This window comes from Candidatus Nanosynbacter sp. HMT-352, from assembly GCF_021222645.1.
Lineage (GTDB): Bacteria > Patescibacteriota > Saccharimonadia > Saccharimonadales > Saccharimonadaceae > Nanosynbacter.
The window spans coordinates 122,799-135,917 of the sequence record NZ_CP089520.1; the positions used below are offsets into that span (position 1 = coordinate 122,799).

General features: G+C 42.9%; 13 protein-coding genes. All 13 read left to right on the plus strand.

Annotated features, from left to right (window positions below):
* Positions 1-4 precede the first annotated feature (4 nt).
* The 13 genes from LR957_RS00665 (at position 5) to LR957_RS00725 (ending at position 13,044) form a co-directional block, all read left to right on the plus strand.
* The gene (locus tag LR957_RS00665; protein WP_232273074.1) at positions 5-1,246 is read left to right on the plus strand and encodes an aminoacyl--tRNA ligase-related protein; all 1,242 of its coding nucleotides are present in this window, start codon (positions 5-7) and stop codon (positions 1,244-1,246) included.
* A gap of 132 nt (positions 1,247-1,378) precedes the next feature.
* A complete protein-coding gene (gene greA, locus LR957_RS00670; protein WP_232273075.1) occupies positions 1,379-1,834 on the plus strand; it encodes a transcription elongation factor GreA in 456 nt (151 codons plus the stop codon).
* A 46-nt stretch (positions 1,835-1,880) separates the two neighbouring features.
* Positions 1,881-3,383, plus strand: a complete 1,503-nt coding sequence (locus LR957_RS00675) for a lysine--tRNA ligase (protein ID WP_232273076.1) — start codon at positions 1,881-1,883, stop codon at positions 3,381-3,383.
* Positions 3,384-3,401: 18 nt separating this feature from the next.
* Positions 3,402-5,162: a DUF2207 domain-containing protein gene (locus tag LR957_RS00680; protein WP_232273077.1), complete on the plus strand. Its 1,761-nt coding sequence runs from the start codon at positions 3,402-3,404 to the stop codon at positions 5,160-5,162.
* A gap of 91 nt (positions 5,163-5,253) precedes the next feature.
* The gene (locus LR957_RS00685) at positions 5,254-6,207 is read left to right on the plus strand and encodes a CNNM domain-containing protein (RefSeq protein WP_232273078.1); all 954 of its coding nucleotides are present in this window, start codon (positions 5,254-5,256) and stop codon (positions 6,205-6,207) included.
* 23 nt (positions 6,208-6,230) lie between these two features.
* Positions 6,231-6,845: a hypothetical protein gene (locus tag LR957_RS00690; protein WP_232273079.1), complete on the plus strand. Its 615-nt coding sequence runs from the start codon at positions 6,231-6,233 to the stop codon at positions 6,843-6,845.
* 118 nt (positions 6,846-6,963) lie between these two features.
* A complete protein-coding gene (locus LR957_RS00695) occupies positions 6,964-8,253 on the plus strand; it encodes an ABC transporter permease (RefSeq protein ID WP_232273080.1) in 1,290 nt (429 codons plus the stop codon).
* A gap of 10 nt (positions 8,254-8,263) precedes the next feature.
* Complete coding sequence (locus tag LR957_RS00700; protein ID WP_232273081.1) at positions 8,264-8,962, plus strand: ABC transporter ATP-binding protein; 699 nt, start codon at positions 8,264-8,266, stop codon at positions 8,960-8,962.
* On the plus strand, positions 8,952-9,296 hold the full coding sequence (locus tag LR957_RS00705) for a PadR family transcriptional regulator (RefSeq protein WP_232273082.1): 345 nt from the start codon (positions 8,952-8,954) through the stop codon (positions 9,294-9,296). Before LR957_RS00700 ends, LR957_RS00705 begins: the two co-directional genes overlap by 11 nt.
* Entirely contained in the window at positions 9,296-10,573 is a 1,278-nt protein-coding gene (locus tag LR957_RS00710) for a PspC domain-containing protein (protein WP_232273083.1), read from the plus strand. The genes LR957_RS00705 and LR957_RS00710 overlap by 1 nt, the downstream gene beginning before the upstream one ends.
* A gap of 282 nt (positions 10,574-10,855) precedes the next feature.
* Positions 10,856-11,944, plus strand: coding sequence for a hypothetical protein (locus tag LR957_RS00715; protein WP_232273084.1), 1,089 nt, complete (start codon positions 10,856-10,858; stop codon positions 11,942-11,944).
* Between the two features lie 9 nt (positions 11,945-11,953).
* Positions 11,954-12,139, plus strand: a complete 186-nt coding sequence (locus LR957_RS00720) for a hypothetical protein (protein ID WP_232273085.1) — start codon at positions 11,954-11,956, stop codon at positions 12,137-12,139.
* Positions 12,140-12,204: 65 nt separating this feature from the next.
* The gene (locus LR957_RS00725) at positions 12,205-13,044 is read left to right on the plus strand and encodes an undecaprenyl-diphosphate phosphatase (protein WP_232273086.1); all 840 of its coding nucleotides are present in this window, start codon (positions 12,205-12,207) and stop codon (positions 13,042-13,044) included.
* The last annotated feature ends 75 nt before the right edge of the window (positions 13,045-13,119 follow it).

Sequence of the window (13,119 nt, forward strand, 5' to 3'; positions counted from 1 at the left end):
GCGAATGACACAACTTTTTACTAGAACTTTGAAGCAGGCGCCAGCGGGCGAAGTTGCGCGAAATGCTCAGCTTTTGATTCGTGCTGGCTACGTGCATAAAACAATGGCGGGTGTTTATTCGTTTTTACCGCTTGGGTTAAGGGTTCTTGAGAATATCAAGCAAATTGTTCGCGAGGAAATGAATAAAATTGACAGTCAAGAATTGACTATGAGTACTTTGCAGCGTAAGGATTTATGGGAAGAAACTGGCCGCTGGAGTGATGAATTGGTCGATGTTTGGTTTAAGTCTAAGTTGCAAGACGGCACAGATGTTGGCTTTGGTTGGACGCACGAGGAGCCGATTGTCGATCTTCTTCGCAATTACTTAAAGAGCTACAAAGATTTGCCAATTAGCGTTTATCAATTCCAGAACAAATTGCGAAACGAACTTCGCGCTAAGAGTGGAATTATGCGTGGTCGTGAATTTGTGATGAAGGATATGTATTCAATTCACGATAGCAAAGAGAGTTTGGATAGTTACTACAATTCAGTCATTGAGGCATATAAGCGTTGTTATGACCGATTTGGAATTGGCGATGAAACATATGTGACGTTTGCTTCTGGCGGCGCTTTTACGAAGTTTAGCCATGAGTTTCAGACGATTTGCGATGCTGGTGAGGATTATATTTATCTTCATCGCGGTAAAAATATCGCTGTTAATGAAGAAATTTTGGACGAGGCAATTGAGGAGCTCGGCGTTGATCGTAGTGAGTTGGAAAAGGTGAAAACTGCCGAAGTTGGCAATATCTTTAATTTCGGTACGCAGAAATCCGAAGAAATGAAGTTGGTATTTACTGATGCCGAAGGTAAAGAGCGATACGCTTACATGGGAAGTTATGGCATTGGAATTACGCGAGTTATGGGCGTGATTGTTGAGAAATTTGCCGATGATAGAGGGCTGGTTTGGCCGGAAAATATTGCGCCGTTTAAGTTCCATGTCGTTGCAATTGGTGAAAAAGGGCAGGAACTAGCAGGTAAGTTTTATGACGAGTTGGCTAATGGCGGCGTCGATGCACTACTTGATGATCGCGACGAGCGTCCAGGCGTGAAATTTGCCGATGCTGAACTTATGGGCTTGCCGTGGCGGATAACGATTGGCGATCGAGCGATTGACGGCGATGGCTTATTTGAATTGACGGAACGAGCAACTGGTGAAACGCGAAAAATGGATTATCAGCAATTGATAGATTTTTGCTTGAATCGGTAATGCTGATTATATTGACATAATAAATAGCGATTGATATACTCAGATAGACTTAATCAAGGCTAATTAAAAACACTATATTTAGTGTAGATCGTAAGACTAATACCACTACATACAGTAGAGGAGGAAATTTTTATGAAAAAAACTTATCAAATTACAGAAGCTGGGAAGGCTGATTTAGAAAAAGAATTAGCAGAATTGAAGGGGCGACGCGGTGAGATTGCTGAAAAAATTGCAGCAGCGCGAGATTTTGGCGACTTGAGTGAAAACGCGGAATACGACGCTGCGCGCGAAGAGCAAGGCTTGCTGGAAACACGAATTTTGGAAATTGAAGATATTTTGCAGAACGCCGAAATTATTAAATCCAACGGTAACTCAAGCGTTGGCTTGGGCAGTACAGTCGAATTGCAGTGCCCAGAAAGAACTGTATCTTACACGGTGGTTGGACCAGTTGAAGCCGATCCGTTGGCTGGACGAATCTCAGATCAGTCACCAATTGGTAAGGAATTGATTGGTAAGAAAATTGGTGACGAAGTGACGATTAAAACGCCAAAAGCCGAAATTACCTACATTATTAAGTCGATATCTTAAACCTAGCGGGATCTGCCGCATATAATGTGCTATAATTATCTCTGTTATGGCTACACTTCAAGATTATCGCAATGAACGACTACGAAAACTGGAAACATTACGTCAATTAGGCATTGAACCATATCCAGCAAAATCAGAACGAACTCATACTTGTGCTGAGGTTTTGTCTAAGTATGATGAGCTAGCTGGTAAGGAAGTTGTTGTTGCAGGTCGTGTGGCGTCTATTCGCAGTTTTGGTAAATTGGCATTTATTAAATTACGTGATCAATCTGGTGATGTGCAACTTTACTTGCAACGTGATGACGTGGCGGAATTAGACGCTGCGCGCGGTGTGCTTGGAATGAAGCAACTTAAATTGCTAGATACGGGCGATTTTATTGAGGCGAAGGGCGTGATGACCACGACGCAAACAGGCGAAAAATCTGTTGGTGTACGCGAACTTAGATTGTTGACTAAATCGTTGAGGCCAATGCCGGAAAAATTAGAGAATAAGGAAGAGCGCTTGCGCCGACGTTATGTTGATATGAATGTCAATCCTGAAGTTCGCGAGCGATTCGTTCGTCGAAGTAAGTTTTGGCAAGCAACGCGAGATTATTTGAATAGTCATGGTTTCATCGAGATTAATGTTCCTGTTTTGGAGCACACCACTGGCGGTGCGGACGCGAACCCATTTGTGACGCATATGGATGCACTGGGTGATCAACAGTTTTATTTGCGAATTAGCCACGAGTTGCCGTTAAAGCGACTGATTGGTGCTGGATTTGAAAAAGTTTATGATCTCGGTCCGCGTTTTCGCAATGAAAATTATTCGGACGAGCATCTGCCAGAGCATATCGCCATGGAGTGGTACGCGGCTTACTGGGACTGGAAGCAGGGAATGCGTTTCATGGAGTCGATGTATAAAGATGTGCTTCAGAAGACTTTTGGTACTCTGCAATTCCAATTGGGCAAGTTCAACGTCGATATGAGTGGCGAGTGGGAAGTTTGGGATTATGCGGAGGTTATTCGCAAGCATTACGGAATTGATGTTTATAACACGACAATTGAAGAAGTTGCCGCTAAACTGAAAGAGCATAATTTGGAAGTTGAAAAAACCGACTCTATCCCACGCAGTATTGATAAATTATGGAAGAATATTCGTAAAGACGTTGCTGGTCCGGTTTGGTTGGTGAACACGCCGAAGTTTATTAGCCCGCTATCAAAGACTAATCCAGAAAATCCAGAGACGGTGGAGCGTTTTCAGCCAGTGATCGCTGGTTCTGAATTAGGCAATGGATTCTCTGAGCTTAATGATCCGATTGACCAGCTAAATCGTTTTCTTGAGCAGCAGCAAATGCGTGACGCTGGTGATGAAGAGGCGATGATGCTTGATATTGATTACGTTGAGATGCTGGAATATGGAATGCCGCCGGCTTGTGGTTGGGGATATTCTGAAAGGGTATTTTGGATTTTCGAGGGCGTTACAGCGCGTGAAGGTGTGCCGTTCCCACAGCTTAAGAGCGAAATTGATGAAACAACTCGAGCGATATACCCGCAAGTCAACTTGTAGTTTTGTTATAATTAAAATATGAAACGTTTTCTTTTGGGGCTACTAACTGTTGGGCTATTGCTGGCTGGGTCTGGCAAAATGGCGTTTGCGGCGCGCTCGACGGATAATTTTACTATCACAAAATTTGATGCAGAATATTTGTTGAGTCGCGACTCTGATAATCGATCAAAATTGGAAACCACTTGGCGAATTACCGCTAATTTTCCGCCGAACCAAAATCGGGGAATCGCGCCAGTTTTTATTAAGAAGTACGATAATCACTCGACGAATTTTTCATTGCAATATGTAACTGATGAAAATGGTACGCCGCTTGAATATTCCTGGAACAACGACGAACTGAGAATTGGTAATAAAAATACTTACGTGGAGGGCAAGAAAACTTACATCATTAAGTTCACGCAGCGTGATGTAACTAAGAATTATAGCGATACGGGGCGTGATGAATTCTATTGGGATGTGATCGGCGATGAATGGCGCGTCCCGATGGAAAATGTGCAAATTTCTGTGAAACTTGATGAGTCTTTGGTTGCGGCGAGACAGGGGAAGGCTTTTTGTTATGTCGGCAGTCGAGGTTCGACGACGCAATGTGACTTGAGCGAAGATAATGGTCGGATTGCTGCAAAAATAGATAAATTGAGTCGTCGACAAGGTGTAACTGTGGCGGTTGGATTTAAGAGTGGGACTTTTTCTGGATATCAAGAAACATTGATGGAGAAGCTGATTGGAATTTGGCATTTGATGCAGATTCTAGCTTGTGAAATCGCGACACCTTTGGTGATTTTTCTAATAATTCGATATAGGCGATTGGTTGGCAGAGATAAGGATTTAAAACCGATTCCACCGGAGTATTTACCGCCAGAAAATGTCAGTGTTTTGATGTCGACATATATTTTGAAAAAATACGATCCATTCAAGGTCAAAGGTTTGCCGAAGGTTGCGCAATTATTAGATCTGGCGGTTCGGCATTATATTAAAATTTATGAAGTTAAAAAATCTTCACTGTTTAGAGGTGCGCAATACGAGATTGAAATTATTAAAGATTTACAGGAACTTAAAGCCGAGGAAATTGAAGTTATTCAAGATATGTTCGACAGTCCATATATTCCAAAACCAGGTCAACGCCTAAATCTGAAAAATCTTCAAAATAATATAAAATACATGACACGAACGCGTGACGATGATAAAAATCTGGAGACGCTAGCCAGAGAGAAATATGGTTTATGCGAGCAAAATCCAGAAGTAAGACGAATAATGAGAGGGTGGTTTAAGCGAGTTCTTGTGTTGGCTATTTTGTTTTTGTCGCCGATGTTCCTTGTTATGTCAATTATGCTCATCTTCGCTTCTAGAGGTTGGTCGCTGACTGATAAGGGTCTAAGCTTGAGGCGATACTTAGAGGGACTGAAAATGTATATCGGCGTGGCTGAGGTCGAGCGCTTGAAGATTCTACAAAGTCCTGATGGCGCGGAAAAAGTAGTTGTTGACGTGAACGACGGAAAACAACTTGTTAAATTATATGAAAGAGTTTTACCTTACGCTGTGTTGTTTGGACAAGAGAAAAATTGGAGCAAGCAAATGGGCAAATATTACGAGCAAGTTGGCGAGGCGCCAGATTGGTACGTTGGGCAAGGCATGTTCAATGCTGTGGCGTTTTCGTCTGGGCTAAGCGGTTTGTCGACGGCGGCTGGTCATGCTAGTGATTATTCTTCAACTTCTGGCGGTTCGTCTGGCGGTGGATTCGCTGGTGGCGGCGGAGGCGGCGGCGGAGGCGGCGGCTGGTAGAATTTGGTATAATTAAAGATATGGATTTTTTATTGGAGTTATTTTCTGACACGCTAGTTTCATTTGCTGTTAAGGGTGAAAGGTTGTAATTATGTCTGATATTTTATTATGGCTGGCGGCGGCTGTTTTATTGGTGCTTTCTGGATTATTTTCTGGGCTGAATATCGGCTTAATGATGGCGCGACCTGATGACTTGAAGCGAAAAGCCAGGCAGGGCGACAAAATTGCGGCACGAGTGTATCGATATCGAAAAGACGGCTATTATCTAATTTTCTGTATTTTGCTTGGCAATGTCGGCGTGAATACTGCGATGTCAATTTTGCTTGGCAATATGACGAATGGAGTGGTTGGCGGTCTGATTGCGACGCTTCTCATCACGATGTTTGGCGAGATTTTGCCGCAGGCGATTTTCTCGCAGCGTGGATATCGATTTGTGCGATATTTCTTTTGGCTACTTGATGTAATTTACGTGCTATTTTGGCCGCTTGCTCAGCCGATGTCAAAGCTATTGAATCGTTGGTTAGGTAAGGAAACGCCGCAATTATATTCTCATCAGGAGCTGGAGGAGATTATTCATGAGCACGCCGTTAGGTCGGATAGTCCGGTTGATTATGACGAAAGCCGAATTGCGGCAGGAGCGCTGCAGTTTAGTAAAAAGACGGCTGGCGATTTGGTTACGCCGATGAGCGAAGTTTTTGTCGTGGATTTGGATGACGAGCTGGACGCGACTTTACTAGCTCAGATTAAGCACGCTGGACATTCGCGAATTCCGGTTCAATCTGATGGGGAATTGGTTGGAGTTTTATACGTGAAGGATATCGTTGGACGAGATTTGCCGTTGCCAATTAGCCAATTGTACCGCGATAAAATTTACGATATTGACAAGAGGTCACGTCTGGATACGGTCTTAAGCCGATTCATTCAAACGCGAAATCATTTGTTTGTGGTGATGGATGATGAGACGGAGCTGGGAATTATTACGCTGGAAGATGTGATTGAAGAGATTTTGGATCAAGAGATTGAAGATGAGTATGATGAGGAATAGGGCTAAATCGAGGAGGTTATAAAATGTTTGAAGAATATGATGGAATACCTAATAGATTGCGGCAAGTTACAGCCGAGACAATGTCTCCCGAAGTGCTATATACACTCGATACTTATCCAGACGTATCGCCGCAGGATGTGATGTATATTGATGAGTCTAGAGCAGAGGGAAATGGTCGTCTAATTATCAGTAAAGGACAGTCTGTTAAGCTGCTTGAGGAAGCCAATCTGTCTACGCCCAATCTGGTGGTATTGATGAGTGTATGGCAGAGAAATGATCAAGGTGATTTGTATCGTGGCATTATCGCCGATTGTCGATTTTATAGCGGACGTTTTGATGTTGAGTATGGCGATGGAATTAATGATGAATTTTACAATAATGATGACGAGCAAGTCATCTCTGCAGTAATTGATTACGGATATAATGGAGAAGTCAAGATTTGGGGAGATCCGACGTTTTTTGATGCCGCTAGATATATGGCTGGTTTGGTGGATAATGAGTCGATAGAGGAAGATGGGGTTATTGCGGGTAGTCGCGAGATTCAGAGTGGTGTAAATGACGACAATTCTTTCATTCCTTTTTATAAGCGCGCGCTCAATGGCTTGGGTAGGGTGGTTAGGGCTAAACGTCGAAAATAGCACACCTTAATCGGGTAAAATCTATGATCTTTCAAATGTTGTCCTAAAAATATCTTGACTATTTAATGTACCTTGTATAACATAGTACTATGTATAGTAAATCAACGAGGAGCTTAATGTGAAAAGAATTGACATTATTAAACGCGCCGGTCGAAATTTGGGACAATCAAAAGGTCGCACAATTTTAACCGCGTTGGCGATTTCAGTTGGAGCGTTTACGATTGGTCTGGCGCTGATGGCTGGAGAAGGTGGTCGGCTGTATACGAACAGTATGGTTGACGCGGCTGGTGATAAAAAATCTGTTTCGGTCTATAAAAAAGTGACCTCGTCAGGACCTGATAGTAATCTTTCTGAATATGATGACTCAGGAGACAAAGAAAAAGACGAGTCTAAGTCAATAAGTAAATATTCGATGACTGATGACGATATAGAAAAATTACAGAAGATTCCGCACGTAGAAAAAGTGATGCCAGCTTACTCTATGCATGGAGTTTTATATGCCAAAAGTTCTGCGAGTGACAAAAAATTCGTGCCTAGCGTAGCTGTGAAGTTTGATAAAACCCGAATGGAACTTGCGGCCGGTGATTTGGATGATTTTATGCCGAAAAAGGGCGAGGTCGTTATTCCAGAATCTTATGTGAAAAAAATGGGATTTAGTGATGCAAAATCGGCAATTGGTCAAACGATTACTTTAGGGCTGCGAAGTGGAGCGGGATTTAGTAAGAATGCCGATAAAGAGATATCTCTGAAAATTGCAGCAGTCGATAAACCTTCGGACACGATCCTGTTTTACCAGCCGGCTGTGCGCGTTTCTGTGGACGATGCTAAGGAGATTTACGAATTTAGCCATCCCAAAGGTTTGTCTAATTATTACTCTTATGTAATTGCGTTTGTTGATGACGAGAAAAATGTTGAGGCGGTGAAGAGTGAGCTTGGTAAGGACTATATGGCGTATTCGGTTCAGGATGTACGCAAGGCTATGATTACTTTTGTGAATATGGCTCAAATGGCGCTGATTGGGTTTGGTGGTTTGGCGCTTTTGGCGAGTGTTTTTGGAATTGTTAATACGATGTATATTTCGGTCTTGGAGCGAACTAGTCAGATTGGGTTGATGAAAGCTTTGGGTATGCGAGGTCGCGATATCGGTAAAATGTTCAGGTATGAAGCGGCGTGGGTTGGACTTCTTGGCGGCTTAATTGGTGTTGGATTAGCAAGTTTGATGTCGCTATTTAATCCTATGATTGCTAGTTTTCTAAAGTTGGAACAAGGCACGAATTTATTAGTCATTAATCCTCTGCAAATGGGACTTTTGATAATCGGGCTGATGATTATGGCGGTACTTTCTGGCTGGCTACCGAGCCGCAAGGCAACAAAATTAGATCCAATTGAAGCGTTAAGGACGGAATAGGAGAGTTGTTATGATTGAGCTTAAAAATGTGACGAAAATTTACGGCAAAAAGAAGAATCAATTTGTGGCGCTAAATGATGTGAGTCTGCAAATTCCGACTGGTGTGAGCGTGGCGATTTTGGGAAAATCTGGTTCGGGAAAATCGACGCTGATGCACGCAATTTCTGGCTTGGATCGACCGCAGCAAGGCCAAGTGATTATTGACGGTCAAGACATTTTGAAATTGAAACAAAAGCAAGTTGACGAGTTTCGTGCGAGAAAAATAGGTTTTATTTTTCAGAGTTTCTTTGTCCAGGGTAATGAAAGCGTGGCGGATAATGTGAGTTTGCCGCTGGAAATTGTGAAAATGCCAAGAAGTTTGAGAGAAAGCAAGATTAATGAGGCGCTGAAGGCGGTGGACTTGTATGAGAAACGCAAGAATCGTGCAAAGGATTTGTCGGGCGGTCAGAAGCAGCGTTTGGCGATTGCGCGGGCGATTGTCGGAAACCCGCAGATCATTTTTGCAGACGAACCTACGGGAAATTTGGATAGCGAAACTGGCGCGAAGGTGGAAGAATTGCTATTCAATTACAACAAGCAAGAAGGCACAACTCTGATTATCGTGACACACGACGTTGATTTGGCTAAAAAATGCGATTATCAAATTCTGATCAAAGACGGCATGGTTAAGGGGTCTAATATGCCGCAAGAAGGTAAAAGTGGACGTTGATAGCTATGCGGAAAGCTTAGCGGTCCAACTGCGAAAAGGATTTTTGGTTTACTGCGTTTTACTGGTTTGTTCTAATAAAGCGCAGTACGCTGGCGACATCGTTAAGCAATTGAACGATTCGGATTTAACGGTGGTCGAAGGTACGATTTATCCGCTATTGAATAGGCTGCAGAAGGACGGATATTTGCAGCACGAATGGCAGGAAAGCGAGCAAGGTCCGCCGCGAAAATATTATTCATTGACAAATCACGGCGATCAGTTGATTCATGAACTTAAAGATCGCATAAATATGTTAAATAATTCGCTTGACAACTTAGAGAAAGGAATAAAATAATGAAGGAAATAACCAGGATTCATCTGGCAAAAACGGCGTTTAGTGTGGAAATTGACGCTAAGAAATCGCTAGAAAAATATCTTAATTCGATTCAGAAAAATATGCACGCCGACGCGGAAGCGATGAAGGAAATTGAGGCACGAATGGTTGAGATTTTAGTCGAGCGTGGCGTGATGAAAGAGGGTATTATTAGCGACGATGACGTTTTGGCGATTAAAACTCAAATGGGCGAACCGCGCGATTTTTCGGATGATAGCGAGGATTCAACTGATGAATTGACGGATAATAACGAGAAGCCAGAAAAGCAATTGATGCGCGACACGGACGGGGCTGTCATTGGCGGCGTGTGCGCGGGAATCGCGGCATACTTTAATATCAATCCGTTGTGGGTGCGACTGATTGCAATTATCTCGCCGTTCGTGACATTCGGTACAATGGTGCTGGTTTACCTCGCGATGTGGGTGTCAATGCCACCAGCAAAAACCGCGTCGGACAAATTACGAATGCGCGGGAAGCCAGTAACTTTGGCTGCACTTAAGGAAGCTTCCGCTGATGGAAGTTCAATTACGTCTGTCGGAAAAACTCCAATTGCGAAATTTTTCCAATATTTTGTCGGTGTTATGGTGCTACTTACGACGCTAGCGGTGCTGTTTGGGCTGATTGTTGGCGGAGCGCTCGGCGTTTCTGTGGTTGATATGTTCGGTGGTTTGGGTATGCAAATGTGGGCGTGGGGAGTATGGACTTCCTTGGCAATTGGCGGAATCGCGGCGGTGATATTTGGCGCAATTGCAACGCATAGCATATTCGCCTGGAGGGTCAATCGAATATCTGTGATTGCAATGATCGTGTCGGCGTCCGTTGTTTTTATGAGTTTGGCAAGCGCTGCAATATTTAGCGCTCACGCTGGCTTGGAATATGCACGTGAATCGCAGCAACTCACGAAGAAAGTGAATATCGATATTCCAGATACGACAAACGCTAATTCAATTTTTATCGATATGCCAGTGGGGAATGTTTCGCGAATAAATTCTGACAAATTTAAGGTGGAAGCGGAGTTTGTGGATTTACCAAAGGCGAATAAGCCAGAAATTAACGTGCGCCGTGATGGCGATAAAATCGTGCTGTCCGTTTCTAAAAAGTGTAACGCGATATTCTTTGACGGTTGCTTGAATTTTTATAAGCCGATAACTGGCTTGAAAATTTATGCTCCTGCGGGCGTGAATGTTAGCGGTTTGTTTTATCAAAATTCGATTGAAGCAGAAAATTCCGAATCTTAAGCTTGCACATTTGAATGATTTTACCGCTAATGCTACACTTGAAGGATGAAAGGTAATTTTTAAGCGTGGCTTAGTGTTGTTGATGCTGCTTAGCTTTGGTGTGATTTCTCACGTTTAGATATGATTGATTTTTCATATTGCTACATGTAGAATAAAAGCATAATCAATATAACTAAAATCTAAGGGGAGTGAATTATAGTGGAGCGAGAAAACACAAGAAAGCCTGCGTCAAAAGCTTTCGTGCTAAGTTTTTTTGTGATCACAATAATACTCATAATATTATTGTTTTTTATTAAGATTTCACCACGTGGAGTAATTGATCCGAATGCAGTTTCTATTCGTCAGGATTCGGGCGAGATTCAATATAAATATGCTGATGGTAATTGGCAGAAAATAGTTTCGCTTGAGGATTTGAAAAATAAGGATAACAGCACTAATAAGGAAGATAACAAGAAAGAATCTAGTAAAACTGATAGTCGCGAAATTGAGATTCAGAAGAACTCCCTGTACATCCAGTGGCGATATACCGGGGAATCTGAATGGAAAAATATCATAGCCTACTCAGACTTAAAGGGCAAGGATGGCCGAGACGGTATTAACGGCCAGAACGGTAAAGATGGTAAAGATGGTCGAAACGGAGCTAATGGTGCTACAGGAGCGGCTAGCCAAAATGCTACTATTTCTGTAACTAATAGTACGCAGCCTTGTTCGACTGGGTTGACTGTAACTGGTAATGGCACGAATAATTTGGGGCTGAAATTTACTGGAAGCAATCTCCCGTCGGGTGGTAAAATTGATCAGATTTTAGCTAAGAAATCAGATAATGACTGTGATGTAGAGTGGAAGGACTCGTACGAGATTAGGGGTTCAGGTTCACCTGTAGGAAAAGTTACTGCTACCATGGGTGTGCGCTACGTTGATACCAGTAAGTCTCAGGGGGCTGTAAGATGGACTAAAACTGACGCTAATTCTAATAATGGCTGGAAAGTGTTGTATGGTGACACTGGCTGGATGAGCGTTCCTCAGATTCTATCCCCATCTATGAAAGCTAGCTCGGTAAAGATTAGGCGAATTAATCAGACTGTTTATCTTCAGGCTACTATTACAGAATGGGCATATGAATGGAATAGGGGTGGAACACCTCTACCTGATGGATTTAGGCCTAGATCTCAAATTCGATATTATATACCAGGGTTAGAAGGAGATTCAGACATACAATTAATTGTGACGACTAATGGAACTATTAATGCTTACGGAGTGAATCCTCAACCAACCCCACCAGCATTTCCAGTGACTTTGACGGTTTCTTATTTAGCAGACGACTCGAATGTTCCATGGCCAACAGGGTTACCGGGTACAGCTACATATTAAGTAGGTTGTTTGCGCCTAGCTAACAATAAGCTCCGTCTGTTAAATCCGGCGGGGTTTATTTATGGCGCAAAAGACCATTTGGATTACGCCGTAAGTCGCGGCTGGGTGGACTTTGAGCGTGGCGCTAAGGTGGCTGGTGCGAAGTTTTATTATTTGAAGGGCGATTTGGCTTTATTGGAAAATGCCGAATCTTAAGCTTGCACATTTGAATGATTTTACTGCTAATGCTACACTTGAAGGATGAAAGGTAATTTTTAATCGTGGCTTGGTGGCAAGCAATTATTCTCGGCGTAATTGAGGGAATTACGGAATTCTTACCGATTTCTTCGACTGGGCATTTGACGATTGCCGAGAAAATGATGGGAATGCGAATTGACGATCCGAGCGTCGTGGCTTTTACGGCGATAATCCAGATCGGAGCAATTCTGGCGGCGGTGATTTATTTCTGGAGCGACATTTGGCGAATCCTGCAGGCTTGGTGGCGCGGTTTATGGTGGAAGCGAGCGCGTCGAAAGTTTGATTATAAATATGGTTGGGCGATTATTATTGGCTCAATTCCTATTGCGATTGTCGGATTATTATTCAAGCATGAAGTAGAAACGGTTCTGCGCAGTTTGTGGTTTGTGGCATTCGGGCTTATTGGCTGGAGCGTTGTTATGTGGCTGGCTGACAATCGTGCGGTAAATAACAAGCGTGGCGAAACTGAGACGAGCTGGAAAGATACTCTGGCTATTGGCGCGGGGCAGTGCTTATCGCTCATTCCAGGAGTTAGCCGTTCTGGCGCAACGATTTCAGTCGGTTTATTCCGTGGATTTGACCGCGTGTCGGTTACGAAGTTAAGTTTCTTCTTGGGTATTCCAGCGCTGTTCGCAGCAGGACTATTGGAAGTTGTTACCAAATATAAACACATTTCTGGTGGCGTTGGCTGGACTTCAACCATAATCGCCACGGTAATCTCATTCGGTGTGGGATATTTAGCTGTTTCGTGGCTATTGAAGTTTATTCAGAGTAATAATTTTCGCCCATTCATAATTTATCGATTTGCATTAGGTTTGGTGTTATTGGTTATGCTTGGCGCGGGAGTGATTTCTCACGTTTAAGTATGATTGATTTTTGATTCGACTACATGTAAAATAAAAGCATAATCAATATAACTAAAATTTAAGGGAGTGAAT